24 protein-coding genes are annotated in these 20120 nt (G+C 69.4%); 8 read left to right on the forward strand and 16 right to left on the reverse strand.

Annotated features, from left to right (window positions below; all coding sequences use genetic code 11):
* Positions 1-15: 15 nt before the first annotated feature.
* From ACV7NN_RS11615 to ACV7NN_RS11680, 14 genes are all read right to left on the reverse strand, one after another.
* Entirely contained in the window at positions 16-1644 is a 1629-nt protein-coding gene (locus ACV7NN_RS11615; protein WP_463349727.1) for a flagellar hook-length control protein FliK, read from the reverse strand.
* A complete protein-coding gene (locus ACV7NN_RS11620) occupies positions 1641-2348 on the reverse strand; it encodes a C40 family peptidase (RefSeq protein WP_463349728.1) in 708 nt (235 codons plus the stop codon). Before ACV7NN_RS11620 ends, ACV7NN_RS11615 begins: the two co-directional genes overlap by 4 nt.
* Complete coding sequence (locus tag ACV7NN_RS11625; RefSeq protein WP_463349729.1) at positions 2345-2773, reverse strand: flagellar export protein FliJ; 429 nt, start codon at positions 2771-2773, stop codon at positions 2345-2347. Before ACV7NN_RS11625 ends, ACV7NN_RS11620 begins: the two co-directional genes overlap by 4 nt.
* Positions 2773-4101: a FliI/YscN family ATPase gene (locus ACV7NN_RS11630; protein WP_463349730.1), complete on the reverse strand. Its 1329-nt coding sequence runs from the start codon at positions 4099-4101 to the stop codon at positions 2773-2775. Before ACV7NN_RS11630 ends, ACV7NN_RS11625 begins: the two co-directional genes overlap by 1 nt.
* Positions 4098-4718: a FliH/SctL family protein gene (locus ACV7NN_RS11635; protein ID WP_463349731.1), complete on the reverse strand. Its 621-nt coding sequence runs from the start codon at positions 4716-4718 to the stop codon at positions 4098-4100. Before ACV7NN_RS11635 ends, ACV7NN_RS11630 begins: the two co-directional genes overlap by 4 nt.
* Positions 4711-5730 carry a flagellar motor switch protein FliG gene (fliG, locus tag ACV7NN_RS11640; protein WP_463349732.1) on the reverse strand — a complete coding sequence of 340 codons (1020 nt, stop codon included), beginning with the start codon at positions 5728-5730 and terminating at the stop codon, positions 4711-4713. Before fliG ends, ACV7NN_RS11635 begins: the two co-directional genes overlap by 8 nt.
* The gene (fliF, locus tag ACV7NN_RS11645) at positions 5730-7304 is read right to left on the reverse strand and encodes a flagellar basal-body MS-ring/collar protein FliF (RefSeq protein WP_463349733.1); all 1575 of its coding nucleotides are present in this window, start codon (positions 7302-7304) and stop codon (positions 5730-5732) included. Before fliF ends, fliG begins: the two co-directional genes overlap by 1 nt.
* Positions 7304-7615, reverse strand: coding sequence for a flagellar hook-basal body complex protein FliE (locus ACV7NN_RS11650; protein WP_463349734.1), 312 nt, complete (start codon positions 7613-7615; stop codon positions 7304-7306). Before ACV7NN_RS11650 ends, fliF begins: the two co-directional genes overlap by 1 nt.
* Entirely contained in the window at positions 7612-8007 is a 396-nt protein-coding gene (locus ACV7NN_RS11655) for a flagellar basal body rod protein FlgC (protein WP_463351284.1), read from the reverse strand. The genes ACV7NN_RS11650 and ACV7NN_RS11655 overlap by 4 nt, the downstream gene beginning before the upstream one ends.
* Positions 8004-8345: a flagellar basal body rod protein FlgB gene (locus ACV7NN_RS11660; protein ID WP_463349735.1), complete on the reverse strand. Its 342-nt coding sequence runs from the start codon at positions 8343-8345 to the stop codon at positions 8004-8006. Before ACV7NN_RS11660 ends, ACV7NN_RS11655 begins: the two co-directional genes overlap by 4 nt.
* Before the next feature lie 216 nt (positions 8346-8561).
* On the reverse strand, positions 8562-8858 hold the full coding sequence (locus ACV7NN_RS11665) for a hypothetical protein (protein WP_463349736.1): 297 nt from the start codon (positions 8856-8858) through the stop codon (positions 8562-8564).
* A complete protein-coding gene (gene fliS, locus ACV7NN_RS11670; protein ID WP_463349737.1) occupies positions 8848-9267 on the reverse strand; it encodes a flagellar export chaperone FliS in 420 nt (139 codons plus the stop codon). The genes ACV7NN_RS11665 and fliS overlap by 11 nt, the downstream gene beginning before the upstream one ends.
* Positions 9268-9281: 14 nt before the next feature.
* Positions 9282-10697: a flagellar filament capping protein FliD gene (fliD, locus tag ACV7NN_RS11675; RefSeq protein WP_463349738.1), complete on the reverse strand. Its 1416-nt coding sequence runs from the start codon at positions 10695-10697 to the stop codon at positions 9282-9284.
* Between the two features lie 143 nt (positions 10698-10840).
* Positions 10841-11677 (reverse strand): flagellin N-terminal helical domain-containing protein, encoded by an 837-nt coding sequence (locus ACV7NN_RS11680; protein ID WP_463349739.1) that lies wholly within the window; start codon positions 11675-11677, stop codon positions 10841-10843.
* A 201-nt stretch (positions 11678-11878) separates the two neighbouring features.
* On the opposite strand from ACV7NN_RS11680, the gene ACV7NN_RS11685 reads away from it, so the two are divergent.
* The 6 genes from ACV7NN_RS11685 (at position 11879) to ACV7NN_RS11710 (ending at position 14543) form a co-directional block, all read left to right on the forward strand.
* On the forward strand, positions 11879-12208 hold the full coding sequence (locus ACV7NN_RS11685) for a flagellar FlbD family protein (protein WP_463349740.1): 330 nt from the start codon (positions 11879-11881) through the stop codon (positions 12206-12208).
* A gap of 51 nt (positions 12209-12259) precedes the next feature.
* Positions 12260-12493, forward strand: a complete 234-nt coding sequence (locus ACV7NN_RS11690) for a carbon storage regulator (protein ID WP_463349741.1) — start codon at positions 12260-12262, stop codon at positions 12491-12493.
* Positions 12494-12606: 113 nt separating this feature from the next.
* A complete protein-coding gene (locus ACV7NN_RS11695) occupies positions 12607-13176 on the forward strand; it encodes a cysteine hydrolase family protein (protein WP_463349742.1) in 570 nt (189 codons plus the stop codon).
* 35 nt (positions 13177-13211) lie between these two features.
* Entirely contained in the window at positions 13212-13859 is a 648-nt protein-coding gene (locus ACV7NN_RS11700) for a TMEM175 family protein (protein WP_463349743.1), read from the forward strand.
* 64 nt (positions 13860-13923) lie between these two features.
* Positions 13924-14124 (forward strand): hypothetical protein, encoded by a 201-nt coding sequence (locus ACV7NN_RS11705; RefSeq protein WP_463349744.1) that lies wholly within the window; start codon positions 13924-13926, stop codon positions 14122-14124.
* Between the two features lie 179 nt (positions 14125-14303).
* Entirely contained in the window at positions 14304-14543 is a 240-nt protein-coding gene (locus ACV7NN_RS11710; RefSeq protein WP_463349745.1) for a hypothetical protein, read from the forward strand.
* A 52-nt stretch (positions 14544-14595) separates the two neighbouring features.
* Here ACV7NN_RS11710 and ACV7NN_RS11715 read toward each other — a convergent pair whose 3' ends face one another.
* Together ACV7NN_RS11715 and ACV7NN_RS11720 are read right to left on the reverse strand one after the other, a co-directional pair.
* Complete coding sequence (locus tag ACV7NN_RS11715) at positions 14596-15336, reverse strand: SRPBCC family protein (RefSeq protein ID WP_463349746.1); 741 nt, start codon at positions 15334-15336, stop codon at positions 14596-14598.
* A complete protein-coding gene (locus tag ACV7NN_RS11720; RefSeq protein ID WP_463349747.1) occupies positions 15336-15971 on the reverse strand; it encodes an ArsR/SmtB family transcription factor in 636 nt (211 codons plus the stop codon). The genes ACV7NN_RS11715 and ACV7NN_RS11720 overlap by 1 nt, the downstream gene beginning before the upstream one ends.
* 166 nt (positions 15972-16137) lie before the next feature.
* On the opposite strand from ACV7NN_RS11720, the gene ACV7NN_RS11725 reads away from it, so the two are divergent.
* Together ACV7NN_RS11725 and ACV7NN_RS11730 are read left to right on the forward strand one after the other, a co-directional pair.
* Positions 16138-17619 carry a DHA2 family efflux MFS transporter permease subunit gene (locus ACV7NN_RS11725; RefSeq protein ID WP_463351285.1) on the forward strand — a complete coding sequence of 494 codons (1482 nt, stop codon included), beginning with the start codon at positions 16138-16140 and terminating at the stop codon, positions 17617-17619.
* 163 nt (positions 17620-17782) lie between these two features.
* Positions 17783-20041 (forward strand): glycoside hydrolase family 3 C-terminal domain-containing protein, encoded by a 2259-nt coding sequence (locus ACV7NN_RS11730; RefSeq protein ID WP_463349748.1) that lies wholly within the window; start codon positions 17783-17785, stop codon positions 20039-20041.
* Positions 20042-20120 lie beyond the last annotated feature (79 nt).

Genomic DNA, 20120 nt, shown 5'->3' on the forward strand with positions numbered 1-20120 from the left:
GTTCTCCTTCTGCGGTCAGGCCAGGACGTCGAGGCCGGTGGACGACCCCGCGCGCGAATGGTGGACGGGGGCTGCGAGGACTGCATCGGCGACGCGGTCCCTGCGGGCGCTCCCGCGTTCGGGCCCCTGCGGGTTCTCGCGGAGGGTCCCTGTGTTCTGCTGGGCGTCGGGCCGGCCCTGCGACGACAGGTCGAGGTCCGCATTCGCGCCGGTGGACGACAGGTCGCGGCGCAGGTCGGGGAGCAACTGGCGCAGGGCGTCCCGGCCGCTGTCGGACGGCGAGAAGAGCTCGATGCGCATGTTCTCACCCGAGATGTGGGCGCGCACCGTGACCGGTCCGAGATTGTCGGGGGTGACGCTGATGGTCATGGTGTGCGTGCCGTCGCCGGCCGCCGCGAGTGCGAAGACGGGCTTCGCGATCTGGTCCGCGAACGGCTGGAATGCCGGGGCGGGTGGGGTGGCGGACGCGACGGGTGCGGTGGATGCGGTGGATGCGGATGCGGCAGGCACCTGGGCGGCGGACGTGGCGGATGCAGCCTGTGCGGCGGCAATCGCGTCGGTCGTCGCAGACGGCTGCGCGGTCTTCGATGTCACGGCCGTCACGGCGGGTGTCGTTCCCGGAAGCGATGCCTGGAAGGACGACGGGGCGCCGGTGGCCCCCGTGAGCGTCGCGGTCGCGTCCTCCGGCGCCGCTGCCCGCTCGCCGCCGACCGGGGTCGCACGGAGCGCAGCTGCGGTCGTCGCAGGTGTCGCCGTGACGGAGGAAACGGCTGAGGCATTCGCGTCCGCGGGCGCGGCCTGCGGTGCCGCTGCGGCGCTCGAGGCACCCGACAGCGTCAGAGCGCCTGCTGCCGTCGGCAGAGCGGCTGCGGCCGTCGGCAAAGCGGACGTCGAGGCCGGCGCCGGGGCAGACGCCGTGGTAGTGGCGGTGGCCGCGGTGGCGGAGATCGCAGGCTGCGCGTCTGCCGCAGGGAGGGCATCCGTTCGTGCGGAGGCGATCGAACGCGGCTGACCGGTTGGCTTCGCCGGCGCGCTGGCGGGAGCGGGGCTGACCGTCGCCGTCCCGGCTGCCACGACGACGGCATTCGTGGCCGACGCCGGCGCGGTCGCGGCTTCGACAGTCGAGCCCTGACCCTGAGCGAGCAATGGAGTCGTGGCGTCCGACGGGATCGCCTGCCCGGCGGGTTGGGCCACGGGCAGCCCAGCGCCGGCGAGCACCGCTGCAGCCGCGGCCGCCGCGGCCCCGACCGAACCGGTGGTCGCGGCGGGACCTGCCGGAGTCGCCACGGAGGACGCGGCACCCACGGACGCCGCGGCACCTGCGGACGACGCGGCACCCACGCTCGCCGCGGCACCCGCCGACGCCGCGGCACCCGCGGACGAATCGTGCGCGCCCGCCCCCTCGGCCGCAGCCGACGCACCCGTAGCGCGGTCCGAACTGTCCGATCCGGCTGCCTCGCCCGGCCGAACCCTCTTGCCCGTGTGCGCACTCGAGGACCCGGCCGCCGTCTCGTCGCGACGATCCGTCGCCAGCCCGCTCAGAACATCCGCGAACCCAGGACCACCCGAGGCCGCCGGTGCCTGGGCCGCCTCCGCACGGTGGATGCGCGGCTGCGCGGCCGTCACGGTCGTCGCGCCGCTCACTGCGCACCTCCCAGCAGTGACAGCAGGGATGTCAGCGAGGATCCGGACGCCGCAGAGCCACCGGTTCCGCCCCCCGCGAGCGAGCCCTGGATGGCCGAGAGCAGCTGCGTGACCTGCGAGCTGGAGAGAGCGGCTGCGCTGGGCGCCGCGGACGCCGCCGACGCCGCCGTCCCGCTCGCGGGCGCAACGCGACGGATCGTCGCGATGTCCGCGTCCGTCAGCCAGTTCGGCACCTCGGACACGTTCCGGCCGACATCGGGGGCGTGGATGACCTTGTTGTTTCCTGCGTAGATGACGATGTGCTCGTTGTTCTTGAGGACGATGAGGTCGCCCGGCTGGGCGTCGGCGAGCGACGGCACCGCTGTTCCGAGGGTCGACTCACCCGAGACGAGCCGGGGCGACGAGATGCCGAGGTCCTTCAGAACGGTCTGCACCAGCCCGGAGCAGTCCATTCCGGCCGAGGTGGTGCCCCCGAAGACATAGGGCACGCCGAGGTATTTCCTCGCATCGGCGACGATGTCCTGGCCCGTGACGGATCCGGATGTGCCGGTCGTAGCGGTCGGCGCGTTCGAGAGCGCGCCTTCGAGCGCGCCACTGAACGACCCCGGCGCGGTCGTCGAGGCCGAACCGATCGTGCCGCTCTGCAGCGCGACGAAAGTCTGCTGGATCTCCTGGATGCGGTTGACCGCGTCGATGGCACTCATTCGTCGTCCTTCTCGCGGGCGTTCCGGGAGCCGGTGAGCTCGTCCAGCGCCTGCTGCTCGTGCTTGAGGTCTTCGGCGATCGCGGCCTCGCGGTGACGGCGTTCGGTCTTCTCGAGACCGGTGAAGCGCATCCGGGCGGTCAGGTAGTCGATGCGTGCGCGCTCGTGGGCGGCGAGGTCGTCGTCGAGCACCACTTGGAGCTCGGCGAGCATGGTCGCCGACGCCTGGCGCGCTGCCGCGATAGCGCGCAGGGTCTCGGTGCTGGTGGCGGTGTCGCCGTACTCGGCCAGGGCGCGGCGCGCCCGACGTTCCGTCGTCGCGTTGTCGCGGATGCGGGCGTTCGCGCGGGCGAGCTCAGCGCCCGCGATGTCCTGTTCCGTGCGGCGCAGCCTCAGGAGACCGGCGAGGGAGAACGGTTTCGGCATCATGCACCTCCGAGGAGTCGGTCGAGCTGCGCGAGCTGCGACCAGGCGTGGTCTGCGTCGGTGTGGTCGTCCATCCGCTGCCGCAGGAAGGCGTTGATCTCGTCCTCATACGCGACGGCCGCATCCACGAGGGGGTTGGTGCCCTCCTGGTAGGCACCGACGTCGATGAGGTCCTGTGCGCGGGACCGCGCGGCCATGACGGTGCGGAGCTGCATCGCGAGGCCTTCGCGCTCGGGCGTGTTCACCTTCGAGGCGACGCGGGAGACGGATGCGAGGGCATCGACCGAAGGGAAATGACCGATGATCGCAAGCTTCCGGTCGAGCACGACGTGGCCGTCGAGGATCGACCGGGCGGCGTCTGCAATGGGCTCGTTGTGGTCGTCTCCGTCGACGAGCACGGTGTAGAGGCCGGTCACCGAACCCCGGTCGGCGGTCCCGGCACGCTCCAGTAGCTGGGCGAGGATGGAGAACGTCGACGGCGGATACCCGCGGGTCGCCGGAGGTTCGCCGACCGACAGCCCGATCTCGCGCTGCGCCATCGCGACGCGGGTGAGGGAGTCCATCATGAGCACGACATCCTTGCCGTCGTCGCGGAAGGACTCCGCGATCCTGGTCGCGAGGAAGGCCGCGCGCAGACGCATGAGGGCCGGTTCGTCCGAGGTGGAGACCACAACGATCGACCGGGCGAGGCCTGCAGGTCCGAGGTCGTCTTCGAGGAACTCGCGCACCTCGCGGCCGCGTTCGCCGACGAGTGCGATGACCGAGACCTCGGCGTCCGTGCCGCGGGCGATCATGGACAGCAGTGAGGATTTGCCCACTCCGGAGCCGGCGAACAACCCGAGGCGCTGGCCGCGACCGATCGTGGTCAGCGTGTCCAGCACGCGCACGCCGGTCTGGAGCGTGTCCGTGATCCGCGCGCGCTGCATCGCCGACGGGCTCTCGTTCGCGAGCGGCACACCGCCGTCGGAGGCGAGCGGTCCCTTGCCGTCGAGCGGGCGGCCCAGTCCGTCGACGACACGGCCGAGGAGTCCCAGGCCGGTCGGGACGAGCGCCCGCGATCCTTTCGACCGCGCCGGAGTGCCGGTGCCGATGCCGTCGGTGCGGCCGAGTGGCATCACGTGGACGCCGGTCGTCGAGGTGGCGACGACCTCCGCATCCACCGGGTTCGCATCGCCGATGGTGACCAGGTCGCCGGAGACGCAGTCGAGGCCTGCGATCTCGATCGTGAGGCCGACGACGCGGGTCACCTGCCCGACCCGCTCGGGGAGAGCGGCGCTGAGGGCCAGGGCGAAGTCGTCGGGGTGCGGGCGCAGAAGCGTGGCGGTCATGCGCCCTCCCCGAGGAGTGCCCGGCGTGCGCGGTCGAGTGCGCTGCCGATGCGTGCATCCACGAAGCCGGTCGGCAGTTCCGCGATCGCGTCGCCGGGTGCCAGCGAATCGTCGGCGAGGAGGCTGATCGCATCCGCACCGGCGAACAGGTCGCGGAGCAGCGGGAGGTCGGCGGGGTGCACCCGGACCGCGGTCGGTTCATGGGCGTCCACGCTTGAGAGCACGCGCGAGACGATCGCCCTCGCCGCCGCATCCGCATCCCTGAGCTCGACCCCGACCACGGCCTCCGCGAGTTCGAAGGCGGCGACCGCGAGCGACTGCTGGGCGCTCTCCACGACCGGCTCGATCCGCGCATCCAGTGCACGCAGCAGGACCTCGACGGCGTGGACCCGGCGCTGGAGGACCGCCTCAGCGCGCTCGGCGGCGGCGGCGGACTCGGCGTCGAGCTGCGCCCGGCGCTCGGCGAGCTCGCGTTCAGCCTCGCGGGCGCCCTGCGCGTAGCCTGCGGCGTATCCGCGGGCGCGCGCCTGGTCGTCCTCCGCGGACTGCGGCCGGTTCCGCACGGCCGGGAAAGCGACGGCGGTGAACGCGGGGCCGGTCAGCACGGTGTCAGTCAACGAAGCCGTCCTCGTCGCCGCGGTGGATGGTGATGCCACCGGATGCTTCGAGCTCGCGGATCGCGCGCACGACATCCGCCCGCGCCTCCTCGACCTGCGACTTGCGGGTCGGACCCATCGTGCGGATCTCGTCGTCGAGGAGTTCGCGGTTGCGCTCGGAGAGGTTCTCGCGGATCGTGGCGGTCACGGCTTCGGATGCGCCCTTCATGGCCACGGCGAGCACCAGGTTGTCGATGCCGCGCAGCACCTGCTGCACATCCTTCTTCTCGAGCTTCACGATGTCGCCGAAGGTGAGCATGCGCGAGCGCACTTCGTCGGCGAGCTGCGGGTCGACCTCGTCGAGGCCGGCGAGCACGGCCCGCTCCGTGTTGATGTCGGAGCGGTTGATGATGTCGACGAGCGGCTGGACCCCGCCGACGACCTCGGCTGCTGCGCTCGGCGCGACGACGGCGGCGGACCGCTCTTTCAGCGACTGGGCGACCAGGGCGATCGACTCGGGGGTCGCGCTCGTCATCGTCGCGATGCGCCGCGCGACCTCGGTGCGCAGATCGTCGGGGAACCCCGCCATCACCTTGGAGGCGTGCGCGGGCCGCAGGTGGGCGAGCACGAGAGCGCAGGTCTGGGGCATCTCGCCGTCCAGGAGCGTGACGATCTGCGACGGCTCGGCCTCGTCGAGGAACTCGAACGATTTGCCGGCCATCGAGCTGGCGACGCGGTTGAGCACCCCTGCAGCGCGCTCGGACCCGAAGGATGCTTCGAGGAGACCCTGTGCGAAGTCGCGGCCGCCGCGCGCGCTGACCCGCCCGGAGGTGGCCAGCTCGTGGAACTCGCTGAGCGCCTGGTCCGCGATGTCGGGGTCGACGCGGCGAAGGCGGATGATCTCGCTGGTGATCTCCTCGGCCTCGCTGTCCGAGAACTGCTTCATGACCGTCGACGCCCGCACGGGGTCGAGGTTCATGAGCACGATCGCGACCTTCTGGGTCCCCGTGAGTTCCTTGACCTGTTCGACCATCAGCTGGTCCTCTCATCCATCAGCCCGCGCAGGAGCTCGGCCGCCTTCTCGGGGTCGCGTCCGGCGAGCATCGCGATCTCGGACCGCTTCACCTCGGTGCTGGTCGGCTCGAGCACCGGCATCGGGACCGGCTGCTCGATGGCGAGGTTGTGACCGGCGAGGATCGCATCCAGCTCGTCGTTCTCGTCAGGGCCGAGGATCTCCAGGTCGACGGGCTCGCGACGCTGGCGGCCGCGACGGAGGAAGAAGATGAGGGCGAGCGCCGCGACGAGAACGACGGCGCCGGCGATGATCGCGTCGCGGAGCAGGTTGCCCTGCTGCTCGGCCTTCTGCGCCTGCGTACTCGCATCCAGGGCCGCTTTGGCCGCCTTCGCCTGGTCGGTGTTGAAGCCGACCGCCGCCACAGTCACCACGTCACCGCGCTTCTTGTCGAAGCCTGCGGCCGCCTCGACGAGCGACTGGATGCTGGACGTGCTCGCGTTGCCGAGCGCCTTGTTGCTGATGGCGACGGACACGGTCTGGCGCTGCACGGTGCCCGCGGGGATGTCGTCGGTCTGCGTCACCTTGTCGATGGCATTGTTCTTGGTGCCGTTCGCCGCCTTGTACGCACCGTTTCCGGAGGTGCCGTTCGGAACGGCGATGTTGTCGGGCCCGAGCACGCCCGCTGCGGCGCTGCCGCTTCCGGTGTAGGTCTCGGTCTGGCTGCTCTCGCTCAGGACCGGGCTGTTCGTCGGCGTCTGGTACGTCTCCGACACGCGCTGCGAGGTGGCGTCGCTGAGGTTCGCAGAGACGGCGACGGTGGAGTTGCCGGGGCCGACGATGCGGTCGAGCATCGCCTGGATCGCGGAGCTGGTCTTGGCCTCGTAGGCCGAGGTCAGCTTGTCGGAGGAACCGGCCGAGGTCGCCCCCTGCGCCGAGAGCGTCTGTCCGCTGGAGTCGACGACCGTGACGTCAGTGGGCTTCATGTTCTCGATGGATGCGCTGGTCAGGTGCACGATGGCATCTACCTGGTCCGAGCTGAGCGTCGCGCCGGCGTCGGTCTTGATGAAGACGGAGGCGGTCGGGTCCGCCGTCTGGGAGGTGAAGACCGTCTCCTTCGGGATGGCCAGTTTGACGGATGCGGTCTGCACGCCGTTCATGGCCTGGATGGTCTTCGCGAGCTCTTCCTCCATCGCCTGCTTGTACATGACGTCCTGCTGGAACTCGCTGCTGGTGACGCCCATCTTGTCGAGGAGCGCATAGCCGTTGGTGCTCGACGAGGGGAGACCGGCGGATGCGGCCTTCAGTCGCTCGTCGTAGACCTTGTCCTGCGGCACGAGCACGGTGGCGCCGCCGTCGCTGAGCTGGTACTTCACTCCGTCGGCGTTCAGCTGGTCGACGACGGCGGATGCGTCGGCGGCGGCCAGCCCGGTGAACAGCGGCGTGTACTGCGGGGTGGAGAGCCAGGTTCCGAGGAACACCGCCCCCAGCGTGAGCACGGCGACGGCCAGGATGGCGATCGTCTTCTGCGCGGCCGAGAAGGCGCGCACACTCCCGCTGAGCCGCTGGAAGAACGCGGCGAGTTGTTTCGGCATCAGGCCGGCATCTCCATGATCTTGTTGAAGGCGTTGACGCCGTCATTGCGGATGGCTGCGACGAGTTCCGTGGTGACCTGCGCCCGGGTGGATGCGACGGTCGCGGTCGCGATGTCGTCGAGGCTGCCCGTGACCGCCTTCACCGCCAGGTCGTTGGCGTTCGACTGCAGCTGCTGCACGTTGTCGATGGCCCCAGCCAGGCTGGCGGCGAACCCGGAGCCGTCCGTCGACGGCGCCGCAGCAGCGCCGGTCTGCGCGATCGAGCCGGCGCCGGTCACACCGGAGAGTGCGGAGATGGGGAGGATGCTCATGAGCCGTGTCCGATCTGCAGTGCGGCCTCGTAGGTGGTCTGGGCGCGGTCGATGACCGCGGCGTTCGCCTGGTAGCCGCGCTGGGCCATGATCAGGGCGCCCATCTGCGCGCCGAGGTCGATATCGGGCATGCGCACGTTGCCGTCAGCATCCGCCAGCGGGTTCCCGGGGTCGTGGACGACGCGACCGGTGGCGCTCCCGTACGCGGCGCCCGCGACGTAGACGCCGCTCGTGCCCGGGCCCGCCTGCGCGACGACGTAACGGGCCTGGAAGGCGGCGCCGCTGGTCGGCTCGGCCGTGTTGACGTTGGCGATGTTGTCGGCGATCGCATCCAGCCAGTGGCGGTGCAGTCCGAGCCCGGTCGCGGCGATTCCGATCGCGTCGCCCATCAGCTGGTCCTCATCGCTGCCTGGATGCCCGCGAACTGCTGGGACATCGCCTGGGTCGCGAACCGGTAGCGCAGCCCGGTCTCGATGTCGGACGTCGTCTCGGTGTCGAGATTGACGTTGTTGCCGTTCAGCTGCGTCGGCTCGAGCGACAGTTGGGTGACCGGGGCCACATGTCCGTCATGGTTGGCGACGGACGCGGCCAGCGCATCCTCGAAGGACACCCGCTGGGCATGGTAGTTCGGCGTGTTCACGTTCGCGACATTGTTCGCGATGGCCGTCTGGCGGGCCGAGAGGCCGGCCAGGGCGCTCGAGAGCGCGGCCTGGGTCACGGATTCGATCATGCTGACTCACTTCATGGGGTGTCGTCATGTGTGGTCGGCCGATCCGTGGCCTCGTGAGGGAGCAGTCCGTGCTCAACCTCAGCTATCGACCGGTTGCCGGAATCCGTTAGCGATTCGGTCGCATCCGTTTGCCTGCCGAGTGGAGGCGTTCCGGTAGAGCGTGCCTCGCGCACCGGTCACGCCCGACCGGAACGGGCACGCTCGGGGCGAGGCGCCTCACGCGAGACGGTCGATGTACCGCGGAAGCGGCGACGCGGCCTGCGCGGGAATCGTGCGCACGGCGGCGAGTTCGCGGCCGAGTTCCCGGCGGGCGGCGGATGCGCGTTCGGCCGTCGAGCGCTGGCGCTCCAGGACACTGCGTGCCCGGCCCGCGAGCTCGGCCGGGAGCGGCGGGAAGTCCTCGGGTTCCGTCCAGTCCGGCAGGCCGGCTGTCTCGCCGCGGTTCACGCGACGGATCTCGTCCTCGAACCGGTCGAGGAGGCTCGACCAGGCGGCGATCGGGTCAGGCGACACCGAGCGAGCCTCCGGCCGGGGCGGCGCTCTGCGCGGGGATGAGCTGCGCGGCCTGGTGCCACGACTCCCGCAGCGGCTCGATGAGGCCGATCGCCTCGCGGGTGCGCTCGATGTTGCGGTGGATGTTCGCGTCGATGAGCGCCTGGTGCACGTACACGTAGATGGCGAAGAGGCCGCTTGCGCCGTCCCAGGCGTCGATCTTCAGGCTCGACGAGAGCTCGGCGACGATGTCCTGCGCGTGCAGGAGCTGTTCGTGCGCATCCGCCCAGCGCTCCGCGTCCTGTGCGGCCTCTGCTCGCTTCAGGTCGAGCACGAGCCGGTCGTAGAGCATCGTGACCAGCTGCGTCGGGGTCGCGGACAGGATCGCGTTCCGGTTGTACTGGGCGAGTTGAGCCGTCTGGGTGGTCATGCGTGCTCCCTGGGTTACTTGGACGATGACGAGGACGAGGACGAGTTGGTCAGGCCGTTCAGCTGCTGGGTCAGGTAGGAGCCCTGGGAATTGAGCTTGTTGACGGCCACCTCGAGCGCGGCGTAGGTCTGCTGGAGTGCGGCCTGGCGGGCGGCGAGCCGGGTGTCCCAGCTCGCGACCTGGTCGTTCAGGTCGGAGACCTCGGACTGCGCGTTCTTGATCTGCGACGAGAGTGCGCCCTGGTACGGGTCCGATGCCGCGTTCGCCGCGGCGGACACACGGGCGGAGATCGCGTTGAACATGGACTGCGTGCCGGCCGGGTCCGACGCCATGGCCGCCGCGAACGCATCCGGGTCGAAGGTGACCGTCGCGTTGTAGCTGCCGTCGACCGAGATGTTGATGCCGATGGACGAGGGAGAGATGCCGTTGACCGGGTCGGTGGCGGCGCTGATGAGGCTGGTGTTGATGGCGCGGATGTTCGAGTCGCCGGTGAAGGTGCCGAGCTTGGTCGTGACCGCTCCGCTCGCATCCGTGCTGGAGGCCGTCTTCTGGCCGTTGAGGATGTTCGCGAGGATCGTGCCGATCGACGTCACGAACGTGTCGGCCGTCTGCGACGCGGCGGCGACATCCGCGGTGACCGTCAGCGTCGCGGGAGCGGAGGTGACCGCGGTGGCCGTCACATCGACGCCGGGCAGGAGGTTCGCGAAGGTGTTCGACGCCGACGTGATCGTCTGCTGGGCGGCCGTTCCCGCCCAGAGCGTTGCCGACGCATCCTGGGCGACCTTGATCGTCGCGGCGCCGGGTTCCGACATGAGGTCGGTCGCGGTTCCGGCGGACACGTCTGCGGGCGTGCCGCGGTAGATCTGGAAAGCGCCGGCCGCACCGCTCGACTTCGAGGTGAGCTGCAGGCGGTACAGCGGGTTGCCGGAGCCGTCGGTGCCGGTCGCGACCTTCTGGGCGGTGACGCCCGCCGCGGAGTTGTTGATGGCCTCGACGACATCGTCGAGGCTGTTGGTGATCGCTGTCACCTGGGTCTGCACGCCGCTCGAGTTCACGATCGTGAGGGTCGGCGGGTTGTCCGGCCACGTGGTGTAGGTGCCGGTCACCGAGGTCTGCGCCTGGGCGAGCTGCCCGATGCTGATGTCGATGCTGCCGGCCGTGGCGCCCGAGCCCGCCTTAGCGGTGATCGCGGTGCTCGACGCCGACGTGGTGAACGCCGCCAGCGCGGCCGGCTTGGCGTTGGTGTCCGCCGCGGTCTTGAGCGCAGCGAGCTGGGTGTTCAGGTACTGGAGGTCGCTGATCTTCGAGTTGTCGGTGGTGATCTTGGCCTTGATCACGTTCTCCGGCGCCGCGTACAACTGCATGAGCGACGCGATGAGACCGGCGCTGTCGAGCCCGGTGGCGAGACCCGGGAGCTGGATTCCTGTCACTGTCTGACCGCTTTCGTGCTGGTGGTTCGCTGGCGAGGACTACGGGGACTACGAGGGTGATACGCCAAAGCGCCCGGCGGTTTGCGGGAGGCGAGGTCCAGTTCGTCTCCCGGTCACCGCCAGGCGCTCTGCGTCGGCTCCGACTACTGGAGCAGCTTGAGGATGCCCTGGCCCGACTGGTTCGCCTGCGCGAGCATGGCGGTACCGGCCTGGGCGAGGATGCTGGACTGGGTGTAGTTGACCATCTCGGCCGCCATGTCGGTGTCCTTGATCTGCGAGTTCGCAGCGGTCAGGTTCTGGCCCGCGATGCTGAGGCTGTTCGCGGCCGACTGGAAGCGGTTGATCGAGGCGCCGAGGTCTGCACGCGAGGTGGAGACAGCGTCGATGGCGGTGTCGATCGAGGCGATCGTGGTGTTCGCCGTCGCGTTCGTGGTGACGTCGAAGCCGGTCGCGCCGGCTGCGCCGCTCAGCGTTCCGACAGCGGTGCTGACGTTCGTGAGGTTCACCGCGATGGTGTTGTCAGCGGTCGAGCCCGCGCCCACCTGGAAGTTCAGCGAACCGCCCGTGAGGAGGCTGATGCCGTTGAAGTTCGTGTTGGTGCTGATGCGGTCGAGTTCCTTGCCGAGGTCGTCGGCTTCGGTCTTGATCGCGGCGCGCGAGCTGGTGCTGTTCGAGTCGTTGGCACCCTGGACGGCCAGGTCGCGCATGCGGTGGAGGATCGAGGTGACCTCGCTCAGTGCGCCGTCAGCGGTCTGGATGACCGAGATGCCGTCCTGTGCGTTGCGTCCCGCCTGGGCGATGCCGGAGATCTGCGACTGCAGGCCCTCGGAGATCGACAGGCCGGCTGCGTCATCCGCTGCGTTGTTGATGCGGAAGCCGCTGGACAGCTTCTGCAGCGACGAGTTGAGCTTGTTCTGCGTGTTGTTGAGGTTGCGGTACGCGTTCAGAGCCGCGTTGTTGGTCGCAATCGTCATTCCCATGATGGCTTCTTCCTTGAGTGGGTTTGTCCACCGGCCCGTCCGTGGTCCGGCGTCGTACACCATGAGTTATCGGCGGCCGTTCGACATCGGTTAGCCGTTTCGCGGAAAAGTTTCGGCGGCCTTTCGGTGCTTACGGCCGTCGATGTTCCGTCGATAGTGGATGGTGTCGGCTCATCCGGGGCCGGGACCAGGAACACGCTCATGATCGTCGCCACTCGGCCCAACCACAGCGAGTTCGCGGTCAACCCCGACCTCATCGAGCGCATCCACGCCAACCCCGACACCACGCTGGTGCTGGTGGACGGCTCGATCTTCACGGTGACCGAGACGATGGCCGAGGTGATCGAGCGGATCGCGGCCTACCGGGCACGGGTTCTCGCCATCGCCCACGGTCTTCCGGAGAACGGCGCGGACAGGGCGGTCGCAGGTCCCATCCGGGCGGTGCGGGAGACCGCGGACGTTGCGCGCCCTGTCGAGCTGGACCGGGTGCGGGCGCGCCGGCTGGAGCAGGCGCTCGCCGGACGGAGATGAGGGCCGCTCCCACAGCCTCATTCGTCCACGTCATCGGGATAGGCTGAGCCAATGCTGGTACTGACGCGCAAACCGGGGGAGCGGGTGCTCATCGGTGACGACATCGTCATCACCGTGCTCGAGTCGCGAGGCGACGGCATCCGCATCGGCATCGACGCGCCGCGCGGGCTGCGCATCCAGCGCGACGAGGTCGTGCGTGCCATCGTCGAGGCCAACCAGGAGGCCGAGGCGGCCGCCCACACCGACGACGCCGAGGACCTCATCAAGAAGTCCCTCGGCCTCTAGCGCTCCCGTCCGTCTCGGCGCTTCGCCGAGCACAGGAGAACCGGTGCTTGGAGCTGCTCTCAGCCCCACTTTTCCTGTGCTCGACGCATAGGGCGAAAGGCTAGGGTGTGAGCGTGAATCTAGACACCGTGTCCACGGCGCTGCTCATCATGGATGTGCAGCCGTCCATCGTCGCGCAGGTACCGGAGGCCGAGGCGTTCATCGGCGGACTCCTCCGCGCTCGCCAGGCGGCGCGCGAGGCAGGGCTCACCGTCGGCTACGTCCGTGTCGCGCTCACGGAGGACGACATCGCCGCGATTCCCGCGAGCAACGTCACGTTCCACGCGGCGGCGGCCACGGGGCGGATGCTCGACGGCCCCGACACGCAGGTCGACGAACGCATCGCCCCCGCCGATGACGAGATCGTCGTGCGCAAGTCGCGGGTCGGCGCGTTCAGCACGACGGACCTGGGCGAACAGCTGGCGGCCAGAAGCGTCGACACCCTCGTACTGTGCGGCATCTCGACCAGCGGCGTCGTGTTGTCGACCGTTCGGGACGCCGCCGACCACGACTTCCGGATCGTTGTCCTCGAAGACGGATGCTTCGACCGCGACCCTGAGGTGCACCGCGTGCTCACGGAGAAGATCTTCCCGCGCCAGGCCGAGGTCGTCTCGATCGACGACTTCGTCGCTGCGCTCGCCTGACGCGCCCGCCGCGGCGGGTCGGGCAGAATGAGCGCATGGCATCCTTCCGGACGGATCGCGGGCTCGACCGGCTCGTGAACTTCTCGGATGCCGCCGTCGCCATCGCGATCACCCTCCTGGTGCTTCCGCTCGTCGACATCGCCACCCAGATCACGAGCAAGCATCCGACCGTCTGGGGCCTCCTGCTCGCGAACTGGCCCACGTTCCTCGCGTTCGGCATCTCCTTCGTCGTGATCGCCCGGTTCTGGGCTGTGCACCACCGCGTGTTCGAGTTCGTGCGCGACTACAACGCGCTCCTCGTGGGGCTGAACTTCCTGTGGCTGGCGAGCATCGTGTTCCTGCCGTTCGCGACGAACGTCCTGGCGCTCGTCGGGAACAACAACGCGGGCGCGTACGCGCTGTACATCGGCACACTGATCGTGGCCAGCTCGTCCATGCTGCTCATGGAGTTCGTGCTCACCCGTAACCCCGGTCTGCTGCGCGAGGGCCTCGAGGGCGGCCTGCGTCTCACCTCGTCCGCCATCGCAACGGTCCTGTTCGCCGTGGCGCTCGTGCTCGCCGTGCTGGTGCCGAGCGTCGGGATGCTCTGGCTGCTGCTCCTCCTCCTCAGCGGGCCGATCCAGGCGGTGCTCCGCCGGTTCACGCGCCGCGACGACGAAAGCGACGCGGCCGGACCCGCCTGACAGCCTCCCCTTCCCATCGCAGTCGGACGGGCATAAGGTCGCGGCAGACAGTCAGGAGGATCCCATGCGTCCACGGTTCCTGGCGATCGTCCTGATCGCCTTGGTCGCCTACGTCCTGGGCACGCGCGCAGGCCGCGAACGCTACGACCAGATGAAGAACGCGGCGATGTCGTTCTGGAACGACCCCAGCACGCAGAAAGCCGTGAAAGAAGCCAAGAAGAGCGCCGCCAAGGCCCGCAAAGCGGCGACCGACCGACTCCGCTAGTCGCGCCGGGTGCTGGGCGTCCGAGTGTCGCCGGCGGCGCCGACTCGACCCGGCAGGCGGGCGATTCTCGGCGCCAACGGCGACCCTCGACGGGGAAGGGCCGCGGGCGTAGAGTCGCACCACGGATGCCCGCTGCGGGTCCAAAGCCCTCGCGGATGTCACCGGCGAAAGGAGCAGTCATGGGCACGTTCGAAGGACCCGCCGACGGTGGCGACCGCGACCGCGAGCACGAAGAGGGTTTCTACACCGAGGTGAATGACGAGGGGGCCGAGGAGCGTACGGTCCACGGCCAGTACACGGAGACCGAGGAGGGCGCACCCGACCCGTTGATCGAGGGCGAGTACACCGCGAGCGAAGCCAACGAAGAGGTCGCCGACGCGTCAGCGGAGCAGGGCGACTACACCGAGCGCGACGAGTAGGCACCTGCGGGGGCGCCGGCCGGCCGATCCGGCCGCCGGCGCCCCGATCGTGTCAGGCGACCGCGCCCTCCAGCCAGGCGAGCCATTCGGCTTCGAGCGCTGAACGGTCGGCGCCCTCGGTGAACACGTGGTGACCCAGTCCCGGTCCGTAGAATCCACGGTAGAAGCGGTATAGCGCGTCGTCGGCGCGCACCCCGAGGCATCCGTCGGCGAGGTAGTCGATCACCCCGGTGATCGGCTCGAATCCCGCCGGTGTAAGGGTCACCCGGTCGCCCTCGGCCGCATCCGCCGGCAATCCGAGGTCGCCGAGCATCCCCGCCCACGCCGCAGCGAAGTCAGGATGCTGCACCATCGCCGACACGGGCACCCCGAACCGGCCGGTGAAATGGTCCACGTACGACCGCAGGGTGCGCGCGTACATCAGGCCGCCGGTGACCATGGCCTCGAACTCGGCCTCCCAGTCGTCGCCGGGCAGGAACCCGGTCGCGACCTGGCGCATGACCGTCGATCCGCCTTCGCGGGCTTCGAGCAGGTACTCGAACGCTATGAAACGTCCGTCCGGGCCCCGCTCGCTGGTGTAGGCCAGGTGCCGGTTCGGCTCCCACGCCGTGATCGCCGACCGCATCACGAAACCGCCGAAGTCGGTGTCGATCGTGCCGCCCACGCCCGGCTCCACGGAGCTGACGCCCATGTACCAGGAATCGATGCCCGGGCCGGACGCGATTGCCTCCCAGACCTGCTCCGGCGTCGCGTCGAGCTCGAATTCGTCGTCGACGTTCCAGGGGTGTCCCATCAGTTCTCCTCAGTGTTCGGCGCCTCGGCGGGCGCTGCTGTCGGTGTCGGATGCGCAGCCTTCGTGCTCGGATGCACGGCCACGACGAAACGGAAGTCGCGGCCACTCGGCGCGGCCTCCGCATGGTATTTCGAGACCAGTCCCGCAACGGATGCGGTGAGCTCTTCCGCGAAGGCCGCGCGGTCGGCGGCGTTCGCGAAGCGGAGTTCGCCGTCGAGTGCGAACGTCGCGAGGGTCTTGTTGGCGCGGGTGGCGCCGGTGATCAGCTCGCCCACATCCCTCACCAGACGAGCCGCGAGAGCGAGCAGCCAGCGTGCCGACAGGCGGTCGGGCGAGCGGGAGGGGTCGGGCTGCACGGCCGCGAGTGCGGATGGCGAGATGACGTAGGAGGCCGCGGTCGCGCGCATGACCCGCTCCGTCATGTTGCCTTTGCGGCGCTCTTCGGCGAGTTCGACCAGCCCGAACCTCTCGAGCTCGCGCAGGTGGTAGTTCACCTTCTGCCGCGGCAGCTGCAGTTTTCCGGCCAGCATGGTCGCCGACTGCGGGTCGACGAGTTCGGCGAGCATCCTCGTGCGCATCGGGTTGAGCGAGGCTTCGGCCGCGGCCGTGTCCTCGATGACTGCTACGTCGAGCATTCGGTCACCCTCCTGTCTGCTGTCTTCACTCTCTCACCGACAAATTGATTTGTCAAGACTAATCTGTTAGTCGGTGAGAACGGATCGGATGCGCACCCTCGACGCAGCACCGACCGCTCGCTAGGTTGGCGATGTGACCTCATCCACCGAACCGAACACCGGGATGATGAAGGGGAACCCTCGCACCGTCCTCGTCGTCGCGATCCTCGCGTCCTTCGTCGCCTTCCTCGACGGGTCGATCGTCAACGTCGCTCTGCCCGCGATCACGCGCGAACTCGGGGGAGGTCTCGTCACCCAGCAGTGGGTGGTCGACGCCTACCTGCTGACGCTCGGGTCGCTCATCCTCATCGCCGGATCGATCTCCGACACCTTCGGCCGGGTCGGGGTGCTGCGGGCCGGGCTCCTCATCTTCGGCCTCGCATCCGTCGCCTGCGCCATCGCGCCCACCTCACTCGTGCTGATCATCGCGCGGGCGGTGCAGGGAGCGGGCGCGGCGCTGCTGGTGCCGAGCTCCCTCGCGATGATCACGGCGACCTTCGCCGGCGCCGCGCGTGCGAAAGCCATCGGTGCCTGGACGGCCTGGACCGGAACCGCCTTCGTGCTCGGCCCGCTCCTCGGCGGGTTCTTCGTCGACACGCTCAGCTGGCGCTGGGTGTTCGCGGTGAACGTGCTGCCGATCGCGGTCACGCTGGTGCTGCTGGCGCGCATCCCGTCGTCCGGCCACGCCGGCAGCGGAACGCGCATCGACGTCACCGGCGCAGTGCTCGCCTCCCTCGGTCTGGCGGGGCCGGTCTACGCGCTGATCGAGCAGGGCAGGCTCGGCTGGAGCAGCCCGGTCGTCTACCTGCCGCTCATCCTCGGGCTCGCGTGCTTCGCGGCGTTCCTCTGGTGGGAGACGCGTGTCAAGGACCCGATGATGCCGCTCGGGCTGTTCCGCATCCGCAACTTCGGATTCGGGAACATCGCGACGGCCGCGATCTACGCGGGGCTCGCACTCGGCCAGTTCATCGTCACGATCTTCCTGCAGGAGGTCGCCGGGTTCACGGCTTTCGCCGCCGGGCTCGCCACCATCCCGCTCGCCATCCTCTCGATCTCGCTCTCGACCCTTTTCGGCTCGCTCGCTGGAAAGTACGGACCGCGGCTCTTCATGACCGCTGGCCCGATCATCATCGGCGCCGGCTTCCTGCTCATGCTGACCACGACGACTCCGGTGAACTTCTGGACCCAGCTGCTGCCGGGCATCCTGCTCTTCGGACTCGGACTGGCGGTGACCGTCGCGCCGCTGACCGCGGCCATCCTCGGCTCGATCAGCCCGGCGCAGAGCGGGATCGGATCGGCGATCAACAATGCGGTGTCGCGCGTCGCGGGTCTGATCGCGGTGGCGTGCGCCGGGGCGATCGTCGGTGCCGTGCTCGATGTCGACGCCTTCCACCGCGTGGTGTTCGTGGTCGCGGTGTTGTTCTTCGCGGGCGGGGTGGTGTCGTTCGCGGGCATCCGCAACCAGCACGTGGTCACGGCGGTGACGCCTGAGGCGGCCGCGCCCAGTCACGACCGGCCGCTCGCGGGCGCGCCGACACGGCCGACGCCGGCGGTCACGGGCGACGCGCACGGCGCAGACGGGTCGGGCGAGGCGCCTTCCGTCTCATAATTCAGGAGATCGTGTGACGGATGAGGCGGAACCCGTCGATCCCCACCCGTTTTTCTCCTCATCCGTCACTCCAGCCACACGGGTTCCTGAATTGTGAGCCTCCGTCCAGCATCCTGAAAACCGAGTGATGTAAGGTATTCGCGGATCGTATCGAAGGAGAATCATGGCCACCTCGCTGCCACACGCTGACGCGCTGACGACCGAAGAAAAGGCGTCGCTCACCAGCGGCAAGAGCTTCTGGGAGACGAAGGGGGTCGACCGCGTCGGCATCCCGTCGATCTATCTCACAGACGGACCGCACGGCGTCCGCAAGCAGCGCGAGGGCGGCGACCATCTCGGCATCGGCGACAGCGTACCTGCCACCTGCTTCCCGCCGGCCGTCGCGCTGGGCTCCACCTGGGACCCGCAACTGCTCGAACGGGTCGGCAACGCTCTCGGCGACGAGGCCAAGGCCGAAGGCGTCGGTGTGCTGCTCGGCCCCGGCATCAACATCAAGCGCAGCCCCCTCTGCGGGCGCAACTTCGAATACCTCTCCGAGGACCCGATCCTCAGTGGCCGCCTCGGCGCCGCCCTCGTCGACGGTCTGCAGGCCCGCGGCGTCGGCGCATCGCTGAAGCACTTCGCGGCCAACAACCAGGAGACCGACCGGATGCGCGTGAGCGCCGACATCGACGAGCGTCCCCTCCGCGAGATCTACTTGCGCGGCTTCCAGCACGTCGTCGAGCACTCCCAGCCATGGACGGTCATGTGCTCCTACAACCGCATCAACGGCGTGTACGCGAGCGAGAACCCATGGCTGCTCACCACCGTGCTGCGCGACGAGTGGGGTTTCGAAGGCCTCGTCGTCTCGGACTGGGGCGCGGTCAACGACCGGGCGGATGCGCTTGTCGCCGGCCTCGACCTGGAGATGCCGTCGAGCGGCGGAACGACGGATGCACGGCTCGTCGCCGCGGTCGCCGCGGGCGAACTCGACGAGTCGGTGCTCGACAACGGAGCCGATCGCGTCATCGACCTGATCGAGAAGGTCGTCGGCGGGGCGGATGCGTCGGCCGACTACGACCGCGACGCTCACCACGCGCTCGCCCGCGAGGCCGCCGGTCGCAGCATCGTGCTGCTGAAGAACGACGGCGTCCTGCCGATCGACCCGACGGCCGGCGCGAAGGTCGCCGTGATCGGCGAATTCGCGCGCAACCCGCGTTACCAGGGTGCGGGCAGCTCGCAGATCGTCCCGACCCGGCTGGACAACGCACGGGATGAGGTCCGCGCCCTCGCGGGGTCGACCGAGGTCAGCTTCGCCCCCGGCTACGCGCTCGGCGGTGCCGATGACGCCGGCCTTCTCGACGAAGCCGTCGCCGCAGCTGCTGCCGCCGACCTAGCGGTCGTTTTCGTCGGCCTCCCCGCCGAGGACGAGTCGGAAGGCTTCGACCGCGAACACCTGGAGATCCCCGCGGCGCAGACCGCGCTGCTCGAAGCGGTGCTCGGTGCGAACCCGCGGGTCGTGGTCGTGCTCTCGAACGGCGGGGTCGTCCGGCTGTCCGGCTGGTCGGGACGTGCATCCGCGATCGTCGAAGGATGGCTCCTCGGCCAGGCCGGCGGCGGCGCGATCGCTGACGTCCTGTTCGGTGCCGTGAACCCGTCCGGTCGCCTGGCGGAGACCATCCCGGTGCGCCTCGAAGACACCCCGGCGTTCCTCGACTTCCCCGGTGAAGCCGGCCACGTGCGCTACGGCGAAGGCCTGTTCGTCGGGTATCGCTACTACGACCGCCGCGATGTCGCGGTGGACTTCCCGTTCGGCCACGGACTCTCGTACACGACGTTCGGCTATTCGGGTCTGTCGGCGGTGCAGAGCGACGTCGGCCTCGAGGTGACCCTCACGATGACGAACACGGGCGCACGCGACGGCCGCGAGGTCGCCCAGGTCTACGTCGGCGTCCCCGGATCGGATGCGGTCCGCCCGCTCCGCGAGCTCAAAGGCTTCGCGAGCGTCGAGATCGCCGCGGGGGCGAGTCGTGAGGTGACCATCGTGATCCCGTCGGAGGACCTCGCATACTTCGACACCGCATCCGCCGCCTGGATCGTAGAAAGCGGCGACTACACGGTGTCAGTCGGCGCGTCGTCGCGCGACCTCCGCGCCGAGGTCGTCGTCGCGGTCACCGGCGACGCAGCGCTGGTCGAGCTCCGGCGAGACTCGACGCTCGGCGAGTGGCTGAAGCACCCTGTCGGCGGCCAGTTCCTCGGAGCGGCGTTCGCACAGTCCGCCGGGAGCGAGATGGGCGCGATGCTCGCCGATCCTGCGATGCTGCGGATGGCGGAGTCGATGCCGCTGAACCGCGTCGCGGCGTTCCCCGGAAGCCCGATCACGGCGGAGATGCTCGACCAGCTGGTGGGCGCGGTGAACGCGCAAGTGCACGCGGCGTCGTAGGGGCGCGGGTTTCGCACCGAGGGTGACTGTTCCGGCCGAGGGTGCGCGGTGTGACTGACGCTCTCGACAGGGACTGTCG

This window comes from Leifsonia sp. Ger2509 (genome assembly GCF_055231915.1).

Coding starts and splice junctions, on each gene's coding strand:
- ACV7NN_RS11700 (WP_463349743.1), top strand. CDS start 13,212: ATGGCATCCTTCCGGACGGATCGCGGGCTCGACCGGCTCGTGAACTTC.
- ACV7NN_RS11725 (WP_463351285.1), top strand. CDS start 16,138: ATGAAGGGGAACCCTCGCACCGTCCTCGTCGTCGCGATCCTCGCGTCC.
- ACV7NN_RS11620 (WP_463349728.1), bottom strand. CDS start 2,348: ATGAGTGCCATCGACGCGGTCAACCGCATCCAGGAGATCCAGCAGACT.
- ACV7NN_RS11720 (WP_463349747.1), bottom strand. CDS start 15,971: ATGCTCGACGTAGCAGTCATCGAGGACACGGCCGCGGCCGAAGCCTCG.
- ACV7NN_RS11685 (WP_463349740.1), top strand. CDS start 11,879: ATGATCGTCGCCACTCGGCCCAACCACAGCGAGTTCGCGGTCAACCCC.
- ACV7NN_RS11690 (WP_463349741.1), top strand. CDS start 12,260: ATGCTGGTACTGACGCGCAAACCGGGGGAGCGGGTGCTCATCGGTGAC.
- fliG (WP_463349732.1), bottom strand. CDS start 5,730: ATGGTCGAACAGGTCAAGGAACTCACGGGGACCCAGAAGGTCGCGATC.
- ACV7NN_RS11710 (WP_463349745.1), top strand. CDS start 14,304: ATGGGCACGTTCGAAGGACCCGCCGACGGTGGCGACCGCGACCGCGAG.
- ACV7NN_RS11680 (WP_463349739.1), bottom strand. CDS start 11,677: ATGGGAATGACGATTGCGACCAACAACGCGGCTCTGAACGCGTACCGC.
- ACV7NN_RS11650 (WP_463349734.1), bottom strand. CDS start 7,615: ATGAGCATCCTCCCCATCTCCGCACTCTCCGGTGTGACCGGCGCCGGC.
- ACV7NN_RS11730 (WP_463349748.1), top strand. CDS start 17,783: ATGGCCACCTCGCTGCCACACGCTGACGCGCTGACGACCGAAGAAAAG.
- ACV7NN_RS11715 (WP_463349746.1), bottom strand. CDS start 15,336: ATGGGACACCCCTGGAACGTCGACGACGAATTCGAGCTCGACGCGACG.
- fliS (WP_463349737.1), bottom strand. CDS start 9,267: ATGACCACCCAGACGGCTCAACTCGCCCAGTACAACCGGAACGCGATC.
- ACV7NN_RS11630 (WP_463349730.1), bottom strand. CDS start 4,101: ATGACCGCCACGCTTCTGCGCCCGCACCCCGACGACTTCGCCCTGGCC.
- ACV7NN_RS11705 (WP_463349744.1), top strand. CDS start 13,924: ATGCGTCCACGGTTCCTGGCGATCGTCCTGATCGCCTTGGTCGCCTAC.
- ACV7NN_RS11660 (WP_463349735.1), bottom strand. CDS start 8,345: ATGATCGAATCCGTGACCCAGGCCGCGCTCTCGAGCGCCCTGGCCGGC.
- fliF (WP_463349733.1), bottom strand. CDS start 7,304: ATGCCGAAACAACTCGCCGCGTTCTTCCAGCGGCTCAGCGGGAGTGTG.
- ACV7NN_RS11625 (WP_463349729.1), bottom strand. CDS start 2,773: ATGCCGAAACCGTTCTCCCTCGCCGGTCTCCTGAGGCTGCGCCGCACG.